Raw genomic sequence first — 15309 nt, 5'->3', positions numbered from 1 at the left:
TCCACCGCTTCGTCGCACACATTCGCAATTCTGGATCTATGAGCCTATCCAAGAACGACTAGTCTCTTCACGCAATTCAGAAATTTGATCGGAGAATAAGCCACACGACAAATTAGATGGAGGAACCAATGGTGAAGAGAGCGATAGCGCTCGGCGGTGGCGGTCCGGCAGCAGGGCTGCACATTGGGGTTCTGGAAGCTCTTGCCGACGCAGATATAACCTTTGATGTGTGGGCATTGTCCTGCATCGGCGCTTGGGTTGGGATCGTCTATAATCAGTTTGATCGAGTTGCGAATAAAGATAGGGCGGAAAAGACTTATCAATTCTTCAAGAATGGCGTGTTTCGGGACGATGAAAGCTATAGGCGCTTTCCCATAAACACCGTGTTCGGCCCGGATTGGGAGAGCATTGGCAAGGCGGTGACCAACTTCGTCACAGATCCCAATACCTACAAGGATTTATGGAGCCCATCCAGCATCATGAATGCCTACAGGGAGTCCATGTCGCTCTGGTTCGATCGACAGCCTGGCACGGACGGCGGGAAGAAGCTCGCGAACCTGGACAGTGGAGACATCAACGGATGGATTCTCAATCAGGTGCTGGCACCTAATCCTGTCGTTCGTTATCTCACGTCCATGATGTATCTGTCCCATGTCACTGGCCTTTCCAGGATCAACTATCCGCACAGCCAGTTCATGAAGAGCATCAATTTCGAGGCGCTGAAAAAGCCTGGAACGCCATGCATATTTCACAACGCCTGGAATCTTGACGCGCATAAGCTCGCGTTGTTTTCCAACCGTCCAATGACCCAGAAAGCCGACGAGAAGGAGTACAAGGGGCCTATCAGCGCATCCAGCCTATGTGCGTGTTCGGCCCTTCCGTTCGTCGAAGAAACCGTACGGATCGACGGAGTTACATACTGCGAAGGAGCGCTCGTCGATACGGTCAACTTCGAGAGCTTGCTCGAGGAGCACGATAAGCCAGACGATCCACTGCACGAAATATGGGTGAGCAGGATCGTCGATGCCAAGCAAGTCCGCAAACCGCAAAACCTTCACGATGCCCTGGCAAATCTCTGTCAATTGTTCGCAGCGACCGTTGGCGAAGATGACGTCAGGCTGTTCAAATACCACGTGCGGTACGACCCACCAAAATCCGGGAACAAGAAGTGGGAAGGCACCCTCGTCGAGATTCGGGTGCCGGGGCACATCAGCTTCAAATGGAATCACAGCAACCTGGATATGGGGCGAAAGTTGGGGAAGGTTGCTACGGAACAAGCAATCAAAGCATACAACAAACACCAAGGACTTCCGGCGCATGCCGGGCCACATTTCATAAATGAGGATCCGAAGAAGAACGACCCGCAGGGGTGGGGGGAGGTGCTGGATACGTATCATGATTGTCAAAAGCGAGCGGCTTAACGCCACGGTAAAGCAGCTTCACGGCCGACTTTCAGAGCCAGGCCACGATATCTGCAGTTCGAGCAGAATTACCGCAGTCGGTCGAGCAATGCCTTTGCTTGCCTGAGATCCTGCGTATCAAGGCCCTCGGTGAACCAGGCGTAGATGGGCGCGAGCAGCTCGAGCGCTTTCTCGCGCCTGCCCTGATCGATCCACAAGGCGGCAAGGTCTACGGCAACTCGAAGTTCGAGGGCCTTGGCGTGCTGGCTCCTTGCAATTGTCAGCGCGTGATCGAGCATTGATTGCGCCTCGGTGCCTGCTTCCGGCACGCCATGGAAGAGCAACACGCGCGCTTTCAGTCGACACAGTTCGGCCTCAAATATCCGTTCGCTGTTACGGCTGGTTGTCGCGAGACCCTGTTCGATAAGCTCCAGCGCAGCTTCGCGTTGATGGCTCGACAACAAGGCCGGACACAGCAGCACGTATAGTGCTGTGATGCCGAGCTGATAGCCCGCGCTGCGATGTTCCTTCATCGCAGTCTGGATTTCCGCGAGCGCGGCGGACGAAGGATCAAGAAAAGTGGCGCTTATCCCGCGGACGGCGCGCGCCAATCCTCGCCATTGCCGGAATCCATGTTCCTCCGACAAGGCGAGACAGCGTTCGGCATAGCGCTGTGCAGTCAGGAACTCGCCCCGAAGAGCGTGGAGAATGGACGCATAATAACATCCATAGGCCTGCGAATGGGGATGATTGATGGCGTCGGCACGCTGAATGGCTGCATTCAGGCGTGCGAGTGCCGTATCGGCGCGGCCCAGCAGCCAGAGTGCCCATGACATCAGAGCAAGGTCGGCCACGCCCGCATCCTGGCCGGCGGCACGTGCCGCCAATCTGTCCTGCTCGCTGCTCGTCTCGAAGGCTTCAAAGGCCCGTTCGATTACATCGTGAGCGCCCGTGAGATGTCCCATGAACAGACGAATCATCCCTTGCCCGCGCATCGCGTTGAGCAATGTCGGTCGATCGCCGCGCGCCTCCGCGAGATCGAGCAGCGCCGAGATCATTTCCTCGGCGGCCGGCAACTCACCACGCATGACGCTCGCGGTGGTCAACCAAAACATGATTTGTAGTTCCTCGGGGGGATCTCCGAGGCGCTGGCACAACTCGCGCGCACGGGCGAAGGTCGCCACCGCGTGTGGCGAAGTCGGCCCTTCGGTGGCGATCAGGCATGGTCCCAGCGCGAATTGGAAATCAAGCTCCCGCCTGTCCTTCGGTGCGCCGTCGGCGGAATGGGCCAAGACCTCGATGCCTTTGCGCAAGTGCGCGATGGCTTCGAGGTTGGCGGAGCGCATGGCCGCCTTCTTGCCTGCCTGGAGCCAGTATTCTCCTGCCTTTTCGAACAGTCCCGCCTCCGTAAGGTGGAGTGCGAGCGTCTCGGGTTGAGTCTCCACGATTTCCGGGAACCGTTGCTCGAAGACGTCTGCGATGGTGGCATGTAGTGCCGCGCGTCGGCTCTTCAGAAGTCCCGCTTCGGCAGCGTCCCGCACCAGCGCATGCTTGAAGCTGTAGACCGCGCGAGGTATCTCGCCTCGGCAGAATATCAACTCCGCCCGAACCAACTGGGCAAGCGCCTCCTCGAGCCTCTGTCTTGGCAACCCGGTAACGGCCCTCAGCAGTTCGTAAGAGAATTCGCGCCCCAGAACTGCTCCGATCTGAGCCACGTCCTTCACCGGGGCCAATCGATCGAGTCTGGCCATCAGCGATGCGTTCAATGTCGTTGGAATCGCCATCGAGGGTAGCGGACGGCTGAGCATGTAATGGTCGTCCCGCTCCTGCAACAGCCCGGTTTCGAGCACGGCCTTGGTCAGTTCCTCGACGAACAGGGGCACGCCATCGGTCCGGGAGAGGATTTGGTCCATGACCTCCTCCGGGAGCGTCTTGCCGGCCGTGATGCGCTCGACCAATACCGCCCCGTTGCGTCGGTTCAGCCGTGTGAGCGAGACCGTCGTCACATGCGCATGACCAGGCCAGGGCGGCGTGAACTCCGGTCTGGCGGTGATCAGCAGCAGCACGCGAAGCCGCGGCATCCTTTCCAGTGTAACCGCAAGCAACTCGAGCGAAGTCGGGTCCGCCCAATGGGCATCCTCAAAGAGGACAAACACTGGCTGCCGCGCCGCCAATGCGTCGAGCTGAGCCAGGAGCGCCGCCAGCGTCATCTCCTTGCGCTTCTGCGGGCTCAGCTCGGGCAGGCGGTAGCGGCCGCTGAGCGGCAGCGACAGCAGGTTGGCCAGAGCCGGCACCACACGGTCTGCGTCTGCGCCAGACCGCAAGAGCAGAGCTTCAAGCTTGGCAAACTTCTCCGTCGGCGTCTCGCCTCGCTCGAACCGGGCAGCACGTTCGAGGTTGGTGATGAATGGATACAGCGCACTGTTGGCGTGGTGCGCCGAGCAGAAATGGCGCACGGTAATGTGTGGTTCGGTCCGGAGCCGCTCTTGAAGCGCCAGCGCGATGTGCGACTTACCGATACCCGGCTCTCCAGTTAGAACCACCACGCAGCCTTCGCCTGACGCGGCGTGCTGCCAGCGCCGCAACAGCAGCTCAATCTCCTCGTCACGCCCGATGAGTGGCGTCAATCGAGTCTTGCGCTGCGCCTCGAAGCGGCTTTGCACTCGGCTTATCCCGAGCACCTGCCAGGCAGGTACTGGCTCCGCCCATCCCTTGAGCGCGATCGAGCCGAGATCGCGATATTCGAAATATCCGGCGGTGAGCTGGTGCGTACTCTCGGAAATCAGCACCGTACCGGGTTCGGCGAACTGCTGCAGGCGAGCAGCCAGGTTCGGTGTCTCACCAATGACCGCCTGCTCTTTGGCGGCACCTTCGCCGGTCAGATCGCCCACCACGACCATGCCGGTGGCGATGCCAATGCGGACTTGCAGCTTGGTGCCGATGTCTGTCTGCAGGTTGGCCACGGCATCGACCAGCGCCAGCCCCGCGCGTGTCGCCTGCTCGGCATCGTCCTCGTGCGCCTGGGGATAGCCGAAATAGGCCAGCACGCCATCCCCCATGTACCGCGCGATGACGCCCTCATTCCGGGTGATCACCTCCGCGATGCAGTCGTGATAGGCGCTGATGACCGAGCGCAAGTCCTCCGGATCCAGTCGGGCCGAAAGTGCCGACGAATCCACCAGATCGCAAAACATGACCGTGAGTTGACGCCGCTCGGCGCTGTCCCGCGGCGCCGGTTTGACGCCCGTTCGGGCCGTTACAGGGACTTCATTCTTGAGTTCTGCAATCGCGCGCAGGATTTTGCGCCGGTGGCCCAGCAGGACGCCGAGATCCTTGAGGTCCTGCTCCGTGAGATCGCTGACGACCGAGAGGTCGATCGCGTTCTCGGCGAAACGCTGGGCGTACTCTCCCAAGCCGATCGATGCTAGCCACTCTGCAATACCCGTCATGGCATACCTATGGCCTCTGCTATGAGAATAGCACATCGGAGAGGGCTGCGAAGGCACATCTGTCGACGGAAGCCCCGATCACCGGACTTCTCGGCCAGTTTAACGCAGTGGCCTGGGCGAATGGTGGACCTGCAAAGCGATGTCTGTGAGGGCAACAGGCGAGATTGAGGTCGCCGCCGCTCCGCAACTACTTCAGGAGGCGCGGCGGCAGCACAGTGTCGCGGTGGTAGAGCGTGCCGATATGCCAGGGACACGCGATCGCGTCATAGTCCGGCGTGAAGCCGTGTCCGGACCATGGCGACTGGCGGCGCAGCTATCCGCACGGATCACCTTCGCCGAGGCGGCAAGCCTCGATGCCAGATTGTCCCATTGTCGAACTGAATGAGCATGCCATCCGGAGAATAGACCGCGCCTTCGTTGAAGGCATCAATCCAGATCCGGCTCGCCGGCGAAAACAAGTCTGGCCATGCGCGTGCAGGCACGCCTGACTCGGTCAGAAGATTCAAGTCATATCCGTTCTGCGTGACATGGGCAGGCAGACTTCCCCGACACTTGTCGACGCACGTATAGATGCCGGTCAGATTAATCGATTGAGCCGATGCGCTGGGAGCCGCGAGCGCGACCAGCACGCCGATGACCAACGATAGACGTTTCACAGAACTCTCCCTTCGAATGGTCGGGCGGACGTGGAAGGGGCGCCGTCCTGTTGGGAAATTGCGCGAAGGGCCCTGCACGCGCTATGCACTTTCGGCAGGTTGATTAGGTATGCGCGGTTGACCTGCGCAGCAGCGATCTCGGCCGGCCTTCAACTCACGTCACATGACTGGCCGAATCTGCATAGTCAGAGGGACCGGGTTAGGCTGCATTTCAAAAGGCGCGGCGTCTGCTGGGAGGCACGAGCCCGCGGTGGGGAGCGTCGTGTCGAAGGCGGCCATGAATTCCACTCCGCCGTCGTGCTCGTGTTCTTCACACCTATCGCATTCGGCGCAACAAAAACTCGTAAAATTTCGGATTGTCGGCTCGCGAAACATTGATCCTTATCGCTTTGGCCAGAGAGCTATTTTTATCCAGGCAGAATAAACTTCCAGGCGCGATAAAGATGCTCTCCTTTGCTCCTTCACGCGCAAGCTTCATGTCGTCCACGCCTTCTGGAAGCAAGAGATAAAGATAATATCCCGTCTTGGTCCCAGAATAGATCTGGTGGCCTGCTCGCAATAGATCGGCTTCGACCCGGCTCAAAGCAGCTTCGGTCCGCTGCCCCAGTCGCTTCAAGTGTCTGTCGTAGTGGCCATCCGCGAGCAATCGATGGAGCAGGCGTTCGACATGCCCCGAGCTGTTTACAGTGGTGAGCATCTTGAGTTCTGCAAGCGTCGCGATGCGGTCGCTGCGGGCGGCGATGAAGCCGGATCGCAGGCTGGCCGACAGAGTCTTCGAAAATGTTCCAATCGATATGACGTTGTTCAGCTGGTCCAGCGTGGCCAATCTGTTGTTGGCAGTCGTCGGAAGGTCGACGAACGGATCGTCTTCGACGATAACGAGGTTGGATCGCGTCGCCGTCTTGAGGATGGCGTGCGCAACAGGAAGAGTGATTGAACCTCCGGTTGGATTATGACCGAGCGACTGCGTGAAGAACAGCTTCGGGCGCTCCGTTTGTATCTTGGCTGCGAGGTCGTCGACGTCGGGGCCATCAGGCATGCGTCGAACGCCCACGATCCGGGCCTGCGCGAGGGTGAGCTTTGCGAACAGGGGATAGTAGCCCGGTTCGTCGACCAGAACGGTGTCGCCAGGAGACAACATCGCTCGGATGATCAGATCGAGCGCATGGTTGGCTCCGAACGTGAGCAGCAGGCTGTCCTCCTTGATCGCAATCTGTTGCGCGCGTAGCCGCAAGGCGATCTGTTGCCTGAGCGGCAAGAAGCCAAGTGCGGACCCGTACGCGTCGGCGTCGGCCGGCAGCATCCGTCCATTGCTGCTTAGGTATCTCTTGATCTCCGAGTGCTCTGTCCACGATGCAGGTGGTCTTCCATCTCCAACGCGTATTTCGAAGTTCTGCGAGAGTTGCGCGTTCAGCAGCGAGGCGATGTCGACTGCTTCCGTGACGTGCCTTGGCCTTCCCTCAGCACCTCCACGAAATGTAATGACGAAACCAGATCCCGCCTTTGCAGTAACCAGGTTGTCCAGCACCAGTCGGTCATACGCTTCGACAATGGTGTTTTTGGAAACGCCAAATTCTGCGGCGGCTTTTCTGATCGAAGGCAGACGGCTGCCTTCCGGTAAAGCACCGGAAAGTATCTGCACGCGCAATCGATTGGCTAACCCGCTGGCGAGCGTCGCTCCGCGTTCGCGGTCATAATGTGCAGGCGCCACGCAATGCCTCCTGGCGGGTACGGTGCCGGACAATTCTTTAAAAGTGTACCTCGGCTTTTACAGTAACAAGATGAGCTCTAACGGTTCAATGGCAAGCTCGCGCAGCAGGAGCCGCCTCCAATCCAGATAACCGGATGCGCATATGGCCGCGCCAGCTACGTGGACCCTCGGTTTTCTGGGAAGGGTACAGTTACGGACAATATTTTGAAATTGTCCCTTTTGATCGCAGTGCGATGGTGCCTAACGTCGCGGCAATCGAAAAACTCTCGACGGGAGGCGCGGCGATGGCCGGAGTGGAAGAACAGCCCAGAAATATCAACTCCCGTTTGGAAAACCTGCGCAACCTTGCGCCCGCCGAGAGGATGGGGCGCGTTGCCAAAGCGACATCGCTGGGTGACGCAGAGAGAGCCGCCTTCAACGCCGGCGCACTGCCGATCGCGCTCGCCAATGGCATGATCGAGAACGTCATCGGTACGTTCGAATTGCCGATCGGCATCGCCACCAATTTCACCGTGAACGGTCGTGACTATCTCGTTCCGATGGCGATCGAAGAGCCTTCGGTGGTCGCAGCGGCGTCGTATATGGCGCGGATAGTCCGCAAATGCGGTGGCTTCCAGACGTCGAGTTCTGCGCCAATGATGCGGGCGCAGGTGCAGGTGCTGGGTGTGACCGATGTGTACGGCGCTCGCGCAAGGGTGTTGAAGGAGCGCACAGCGATCATCGCTGCAGCCAATAGCAGAGACAAGGTTCTGATTTCGCTTGGGGGCGGATGTCGCGACATTGAAGTTCATGTCTTTGAGCACACCCCAGTGGGGCCGATGCTCGCCGTACATCTCATCGTCGATGTTCGCGACGCGATGGGAGCCAACACGGTCAATACGATGGCGGAGACGGTTGCTCCGATCATCGAAAAGATCACGGGCGGCACGGTCCGTCTCCGTATTCTCTCGAACTACGCGGATCTGCGCATCGCCCGAGCCATGGTGTCCGTGACATCAGATGCGCTGCAGACCGACGAGTACAGCGGCGAACGTGTTGCTCAAGGCATCGTCGAGGCTTGTGCGTTCGCGATCGTCGATCCCTACCGGGCAGCAACACACAACAAAGGCATCATGAACGGCATCGATCCGGTTGTTGTGGCCACCGGCAATGACTGGCGGGCGATCGAGGCCGGTGCCCATGTCTGGGCAGCCCGGTCCGGCCGCTATACGTCGCTTTCCAACTGGGAGCTTGACGGCAATGGCAATCTCGTCGGCACGCTCGAAATGCCGATGGCGCTCGGCCTGGTGGGCGGCGCCACCAAGACCCATCCTGCCGCTCGGGCCGCGTTAAAGATACTGGGCGTTCAGAGTGCTCAGGAGCTGGCGGAGGTCACCGTCGCCGTCGGGCTGGCTCAGAACATGGGGGCCCTTCGAGCGCTCGCGACTGAAGGAATCCAGAAGGGGCACATGGCGCTTCACGCCAGAAACATCGCGATCGTTGCCGGAGCTGCCGGCGATGAGATCGAGAAGGTCGCCGCCGCGCTTGCAGCCGATCACGATGTTCGTGTCGACCGCGCCAAGGACGTTCTCGAGAAGCTGCGTTCGTAAAACGTTGAGACCATGCACGCCACTTTGTGCAGGCATTATGCCGCCTCGACGAGCGCGCATGAAAATGTACCTTCGGTGCTCAGGCTCTTGAACGAAAATCACTCGCTATGTCGGCGGGAATTCGTAAGGGATGGGAGGATAACGTGAACAAGGAAGAAAAGATTGGTAGAGCCGAGGAGCGCAGCGGCCCTCTCAAGAACGTAATGGTCCTCGATATAACGCGTGTCGTTGCTGGTCCATTCTGCTCGATGTTGTTCGCAGACCTGGGTGCCACCGTGATCAAGGTAGAGCACCCCGGCGAGCCGGACTATGCGCGGACATTCCCACCGTTCGTTGGCGCGGACGATGAGCAGCTCAGCGCCTTCTTCACGCAATTCAACCGCAACAAGCTGGGAATCACGCTCAATCTCAAATCCGATGACGGCAAGGCATTGCTGAAGAAGCTGGTCCGCAAGGCCGACATCCTTGTCGAGAACTTCCGTCCTGGCACGATGGACAAGCTTGGCCTCGGTTATGACGTCCTGCGGGAGGTCAATCCCAAGCTCATTTACACCGCTATCAGCGGTTTCGGCCGCACAGGCCCCAACTCGTCCAAGCCTGCTTATGACAACACAGGTCAAGCGGCAGGGGGACTGTGGTCCATGAACGGCTACGCCGACATGCCCCCGGTCCGCGTCGGCACGATCATCGGAGATCTCGCCGCCTCGCTCTATGCCGCCATTGGAACGTTGGCGGCGCTGCGCGAGGCCGAGACAACCGGCGTCGGCCAGGTTGTCGATGTCTCTCAGCAGGATTCCGTCCTGACATTGACCGAGAATGCAGTGGTCCGATACACGGCCCAGAAAGAAGTCGCCTCGCCACTGGGCAACGATCATCCATTTGTCCGACCCTATGGCCAATTTGCCTGTAAGGACGGCTACGTCTTCTTCGGTGGCTATACCGACAAGTTCTGGGCGATCACCTGTACCCTGTTCGGCGAACCGGAGCAGGCCACCGATCCGGAAATCGATACGATGGAGAAGCGGTTCGATCGGGTCGTGGCAGAAACCAAAGTCAAGCCGCTGCTGGAGCGTTGGTTCAGTCGCTACACCAAGGCCGAGCTCGAGGCAATGGCGGGCGACAAGATCCCGCTCAGCGCGATCAAGACCATCGCCGAAGTTGTCGAAGATCCGCATATCGCGGCTCGCAACATGATCGTCAACGTCCCGATCGCGGGGAAGCTGATCGGGATGTTCGGTCTCCCGATAAAGCTGTCCGGGACGAAACAGACATCATTCGAGAAAGCGCCGCTGCCTGGCGAACACAACGCGGACGTTCTCTCCCGGTTGGCGGATGTAACGCCTGCCGAGCTGGAGCGTCTCAGGGCGTCGGGAGCGGTCTGATGTCGATCGATTTTATCAAGGACGGAAGCGTTGCGACGGTCCGAATCAACCGGCCCGACAAGCTGAACGCGCTGACCCTGGCCATGTATGATGATCTCGGGCGCGCATTCTTCGAAATCAAAGCTGATGACGAGGTTCGGTCAGTCGTGCTGACGGGGGCAGGCGACCGGGCATTTTGCGTCGGCGCCGATCTCACGGAGTCCATTCCGGCACTTGCCGCCGACAAATTTGACATCTCGGCCTGGGATCCGGCCCACATCAAATTTCCCGGCTTCTACAAACCGGTCGTCAGCGCTGTTCGTGGCCTCTGCATGGGCGGCGGCTTCGAGATCATGCTGGCGACGGACATTCGCGTCGCCGCGCGTGGTGCGGTCTTTCAGTTACCCGAGCCGAAGCACGGCTTCGTGCCGGCCGGCGGCACGCTCGTGCGTCTGGTCAGGCAGATTGGCTACGCGCATGCCATGGAGATCATGCTGACTGCCGAGCGCTTTTCCGCAGACGACATGCTCGCCAAAGGCGTCGTTAACCGCGTCGTCGATGCGGATCAGGTCGAACCGCTCGCCTACGAGCTTGCTGCGAAAATCGCCGCGCTGAGCCCGACCGCGATCCAGACGATCAAGGAAGCCGCACTGACGCTTCAGGATGTTCCGTTTGCGGAAGCATTTCGCCTTGAGGCTGCGCTCGGTCAGCGCACTTTCACGAGCGAGGAGGCCAAGCGGGGTCTGGCCGCGTTCGCGAAGAGAGGAACCGAGAGGTGATGATGCAACCGGTCGTCTCGGAAGACCGTGGGGCAGCAACAAGAAGATTTCATGAGATAGGCGCATTGAGCCAATCGATATCTTGAAAGGTCGAGGAAATGAGACAATCCGAATTCGGTTTGCGTTGCTTTGCGACAGCGGTTGCCGGCCTATTGCTTTCCACAGCCTGCGCCGCTGCGCAAAACGAAAAGGTTTCGGATGGCGTTGTCCGCATCGGGCTCATTGAGGATATGTCGGGCGTCTACGCCGATATTACTGGCAAGGGAGCGGTCACTGCCGCGCAGATGGCGGTTGAGGATTTCGGCGGCAAGGTGCTTGGCCTGCCTGTCGAAATCGTGTCCGCAGATCATCAGAACAAGCCCGACATCGGCGCCACCATAGCGCGCAAATGGTTCGACACGGATAAGGTAGATGCAATCCTCGACGTTGCATCCTCGTCGCCTGCCTTGGCCGTCCTTGAGATCGCTAAAGAGAAGAAAAGGATCATTGCGCTCAGCTCGCCGGGGTCAACCAGAATCACCAATGAAGTCTGCGGACCCTACGTGGTTCATTGGGCCTATGACACGTTCGCGATCGCCAACAGTACGGGAAAGGCGCTCGTCAGTCAGGGATTCGATACTTGGTATTTCGTGACGGCCGACTATGCGTTTGGCCAGGGCCTCGCAAAGGATACGGGCGACATCGTCACGAATCTGGGTGGGCGTGTTGTGGGGAGCACAAAACATCCGGTTGGAACAGCCGATTTCGCGTCTGTCTTGCTCGCGGCGCAGGGGACGAAAGCGAAGGTCGTCGCGCTTGCCAACGCGGGCGGCGACACCATCAATTCGATCAAGCAGGCGGCGGAGTTTGGCTTGACTGCAGGCGGCCAGAAGCTCGCGGCACTGGCTGGTTTCATCAATGACGTTCACGGGCTCGGATTGAAGGAAGCGCAGGGGCTGACGATTACCGAGGCGTCGTACTGGGACATGAACGACGACACGCGGAAGTGGGCGCAGCGCTTTTACGTGACGATGAACGCCATGCCAAATATGCTTCAAACCGGCACGTATTCATCGGTCCTGCACTATCTGAAAGCCGTTCAGGCCGCGGGCACGGATCGAACCGACGACGTGATGCAAAAAATGCGCGAGTTGCCGGTCAACGACGTCTTCTACAAGAATGGAAAAATTCGAGAAGATGGCCGAATGGTTCATGACATGTATCTGTTCGAGGTAAAGAAGCCTCAAGAGTCCAAGGGGCCGTGGGACTACTATAAATTGCTTGCCACAATACCTGCCGATCAGGCATTTCAACCATTGGCTCAGTCGAGATGTCCGTTGATCAAGAAGTAGGGGTGGGCGCCGCTGGAAGATGACCGTTCCTGCTGCGGTCCAAACCCACACATTGCTTTCGGAATAAGGCCGACAGCAGTGCGCCTCTCATCGGCGTCGAAGGCTCGGTGCCGTTCGCCGGAAACGGGTCGTTCGATTATCTCGGCGATGTCGCCTTGCTGTTCGGCAGGCAGGAGCAGGTCGTGACGGCGACGGGGGGGCCATCGCCAGCGATGCGGCGCTCATCGAGGCGGGCCTCGGCGCTCGGCGCCAACACCTCGCCCTCGATCTTCTATGCCGGCCAGCTTGCCGAGACCGACACCAACAACATGCTCAAGGGACGCTTCACGCTGAGGGTCTGAGAGACCGATCTGGACCCGCGTGCGACATCGCAAGTACCCACGCACTGCTTGATACAATCAGGTAGAATAAGGCTCGTCTGCCGAGTCGGGGCCTTGTGTCGAGATCATGAGGAGGTCAGTCCATGAAGATCGAACGCACTACATTCGGCACCATCACGATTGACGGAGAGACTTATGAACACGACGTGATCATTCGTCTGTCCGGCGAAGTGGCAAGGCGGAAGAAGAAGCTGTCGAAGAAGTACTACGGCACCTCGCATGTCCTCTCGAAGGACGAAGCGAAGTTCGTCTTCGAGAAGGGATGTGAGCAGCTCATTCTGGGCTCGGGCCAGTTCGGCAATGTGCATCTATCGCCGGAAGCTGAGGCGTATTTTGCGAGAAAGGGCTGCACGGTCCTGCTGCAGCCGACGCCCAAGGCGATTGACACGTTCAACAGCTCGCATGCGAAGAAGATCGGCCTTTTTCACGTGACCTGTTGAATCGGGCCAGGCCGCCGACCGCGCTGGGGATGAGCATAAGTCCGAGAGCGCATCGATTCACCCTCGTACGTGCCGACCGGCGGCGGAAACGACCATCGCCTGGGTCGGCAGGTCCTGACCAATGTCCGCACTGACGTGAGCAGAGCCGGCCCCGAGAGTCGGCTTGCGGTCAAAGCGCGACTTGGCGTGGAGGACGGCTCCTGGCGCAAAGTGGACATTTGGTCGGACCCGCGACTCTGAGAAGGGCCAACAGGCGACAGTGTACGCGTAGTTTGATATGAAAGACGCCACCAACTGAGGCGGCCTAGGAGGATCGATTTGTCATGCCGCGGGTTCGATGCGCTACTCATGGGGACCAACCGCAAACCTTGGTCTGCCAGCATATCGTTCAAGGGTTGGTAGACCGACGGCGCGTCGGCTTCTTTTGGAGCGTAGACGATCCCAACAATCCAAGGGGAGACGCCTGGTGCTCCGATTGCAACGATAGAGTGAAGCTAACAGGCGAATGGGTTGGACTTGCGCTTGAACACCTTCAGCCAAAGGTTTTGTGTGGTGAATGTTATGACTTTGCCAAGGCATTTAACTTGGGCGCAAGTTTTAACTAGAAAAAAAGCATTCGGCTAAACACGTTGGCGAGTCCGCTACGGGTCAAAATGCGACCTGGCGGCGAGAACAGCTTTTGGCGCAAAGCGGACAGCAGCGCCAAGTCCCGAAGCGGCAACGGGCCACGTCTGGACATTGGGGGCTTCGCTCACGCCCCTTCCGCATCCCCGCCATAAACGAGGCAGAGCATACGGGTCGAGAGGGGCGGATGGATGCCGCAATGGAGATGAGCCAACACAAGGGAGAAGCCAATGACCAGATCAAATGCGATGATTATTCGCAAAGCCTACGAGGACTTCGCACAGGGAAACGTCCCTGCGGTCTTTGCAGCCTTCGATCCGGGCATTACTTGGCATGTTCCCGGCCATAGTCCGCTGTCAGGCGACTACACCGGGCACGATCAGGTCGGGAGCTTCTTTCAACGCACGATGGAGCTTTCCGGGAACGTGTTTGGCATTGACGTGCACAACGTATTGGCCGATGGCGATGTCGTGGTTGCGTTGGCCACCGTGAATGCACAAAGAAGCGGGGTATCCGAGTCATTTCCAGAGGTGCATGTCTGGAAAATGAGGGATGGGAAGGCGGTCGAGTTTCGTGAGTATCAAGGTGACGAGCAGCGAGAGGATCGCTTCTGGTCCTGAGACTCATATTTCGGTCTGCCTTTTGGTCATGAAGTCAGCGACGCGAAATTCCGCGGCGACCCCGCGCATGTCTGCTTTATCCGCCAAGCAGGCACCGTTGGTTTGGATGCGCGCTAGATCAGCTTCTCCGCACTTAACCTCGCTTCGATCTCGGCAAGGATCCGGGCCAGCCTGTCCGCCCATGCCTTCTGTCCGGCCTGATCGGTGATCAGGTCCTGGCGGATCTCTAGTCCCGTGTTCATCAGGCCGCGCCGCTCGCCATGGACCGGGATCGTGTAGTCGGTCTCGTCGCTGACCGCATAGGGCTCGTTGTTGCCGACCACGAGGTCGCCTTCGCTGCGCAGACGCTTCAGCAGCAGCGGCGGCAGTACGGTATCGCGGTGATAGAGCGTGCCGATGTGCCAAGGACGCGCGATGCCGGCATAAACCGGCGTGAAGCTGTGCATGGACAGCAGCACCGTCGGCTTGCCCGCGTGCAGCCGCTGGTCGATGATCTCGCCGATCCGCCGGTGATAGGGATCGAAGATCGCCTGCCGCCGCGCCTGCGCGGCTTCGCGCGTCAAACCCTCATTGCCGGGGATCGTGGTGGCTTCGCTGATCAGCGGAATCGAGGCTGCGACATGCGGGGGGCGGTTGCAGTCGATCACGAGCCGCGAATAGCGCTGCGCGATCAGATGCGCGTCGAGCTGCGTCGCAAGCTGCTCGGCGACTTCGGCGATCCCGATATCCCAGGCGATGTGCCGTGTCAGCTCGTCTTCGGAGAGGCCGAGATTGCCGAGCACGCGCGGGATCAGCCGCCCATAATGGTCGCAGGTGAAGAGGAACGGCGAGCCGCCTTCGGCATTATGTTCGTGGACCGGCGGGATGTTTTCGTCCGTGAGCAGGAACGTCGCGCCGGTCGTGGTGTCCAAGATTTTGTCCTCAACTTTGCCTATCGAAGTGGCACGCCGATCTTAAAAATGAGCAGCG

At 59.2% G+C, this 15309-nt stretch carries 12 protein-coding genes; 8 read left to right on the top strand and 4 right to left on the bottom strand.

The window, feature by feature from the left end; translation table 11 throughout:
* Window positions 1-128 precede the first annotated feature (128 nt).
* Window positions 129-1421 (top strand): patatin-like phospholipase family protein, encoded by a 1293-nt coding sequence (locus tag ACZIRK_RS03285; RefSeq protein ID WP_245474766.1) that lies wholly within the window; start codon window positions 129-131, stop codon window positions 1419-1421.
* A 68-nt stretch (window positions 1422-1489) separates the two neighbouring features.
* Here the strand turns inward: ACZIRK_RS03285 and ACZIRK_RS03280 are convergent, their stop codons facing one another.
* The 3 genes from ACZIRK_RS03280 to ACZIRK_RS03270 form a co-directional block, all read right to left on the bottom strand.
* Window positions 1490-4849 carry an AAA family ATPase gene (locus tag ACZIRK_RS03280; RefSeq protein WP_130226555.1) on the bottom strand — a complete coding sequence of 1120 codons (3360 nt, stop codon included), beginning with the start codon at window positions 4847-4849 and terminating at the stop codon, window positions 1490-1492.
* Window positions 4850-5175: 326 nt separating this feature from the next.
* A complete protein-coding gene (locus ACZIRK_RS03275) occupies window positions 5176-5505 on the bottom strand; it encodes a hypothetical protein (protein ID WP_130226554.1) in 330 nt (109 codons plus the stop codon).
* 316 nt (window positions 5506-5821) lie between these two features.
* A complete protein-coding gene (locus ACZIRK_RS03270; RefSeq protein ID WP_130226553.1) occupies window positions 5822-7216 on the bottom strand; it encodes an aminotransferase-like domain-containing protein in 1395 nt (464 codons plus the stop codon).
* A 284-nt stretch (window positions 7217-7500) separates the two neighbouring features.
* Between ACZIRK_RS03270 and ACZIRK_RS03265 the strand changes: the two genes are divergently transcribed.
* The 7 genes from ACZIRK_RS03265 to ACZIRK_RS03235 all read left to right on the top strand — a co-directional run bounded on the left by ACZIRK_RS03265 (window position 7501) and on the right by ACZIRK_RS03235 (window position 14340).
* Window positions 7501-8805, top strand: coding sequence for a hydroxymethylglutaryl-CoA reductase, degradative (locus ACZIRK_RS03265; RefSeq protein WP_130226566.1), 1305 nt, complete (start codon window positions 7501-7503; stop codon window positions 8803-8805).
* A 143-nt stretch (window positions 8806-8948) separates the two neighbouring features.
* A complete protein-coding gene (locus ACZIRK_RS03260; protein WP_245474764.1) occupies window positions 8949-10187 on the top strand; it encodes a CaiB/BaiF CoA transferase family protein in 1239 nt (412 codons plus the stop codon).
* Window positions 10187-10945 (top strand): enoyl-CoA hydratase/isomerase family protein, encoded by a 759-nt coding sequence (locus ACZIRK_RS03255; protein ID WP_463326953.1) that lies wholly within the window; start codon window positions 10187-10189, stop codon window positions 10943-10945. The genes ACZIRK_RS03260 and ACZIRK_RS03255 overlap by 1 nt, the downstream gene beginning before the upstream one ends.
* A 98-nt stretch (window positions 10946-11043) precedes the next feature.
* Window positions 11044-12276 carry an ABC transporter substrate-binding protein gene (locus ACZIRK_RS03250; RefSeq protein WP_130226550.1) on the top strand — a complete coding sequence of 411 codons (1233 nt, stop codon included), beginning with the start codon at window positions 11044-11046 and terminating at the stop codon, window positions 12274-12276.
* 107 nt (window positions 12277-12383) lie between these two features.
* Window positions 12384-12617 (top strand): hypothetical protein, encoded by a 234-nt coding sequence (locus ACZIRK_RS03245; RefSeq protein WP_130226549.1) that lies wholly within the window; start codon window positions 12384-12386, stop codon window positions 12615-12617.
* Window positions 12618-12739: 122 nt separating this feature from the next.
* On the top strand, window positions 12740-13096 hold the full coding sequence (locus tag ACZIRK_RS03240) for an Mth938-like domain-containing protein (RefSeq protein WP_130226548.1): 357 nt from the start codon (window positions 12740-12742) through the stop codon (window positions 13094-13096).
* Window positions 13097-13950: 854 nt separating this feature from the next.
* The gene (locus ACZIRK_RS03235) at window positions 13951-14340 is read left to right on the top strand and encodes a nuclear transport factor 2 family protein (protein ID WP_130226547.1); all 390 of its coding nucleotides are present in this window, start codon (window positions 13951-13953) and stop codon (window positions 14338-14340) included.
* A gap of 113 nt (window positions 14341-14453) precedes the next feature.
* Here ACZIRK_RS03235 and ACZIRK_RS03230 read toward each other — a convergent pair whose 3' ends face one another.
* Window positions 14454-15251, bottom strand: coding sequence for an N-formylglutamate amidohydrolase (locus ACZIRK_RS03230; RefSeq protein WP_130226546.1), 798 nt, complete (start codon window positions 15249-15251; stop codon window positions 14454-14456).
* Between the last annotated feature and the right edge of the window lie 58 nt (window positions 15252-15309).

It is taken from the genome of Bradyrhizobium sp. Leo114 (assembly GCF_055229415.2).
Note: the sequence above shows the minus strand (reverse complement) of the source record. Positions and strands in the feature narration are given on the sequence as shown.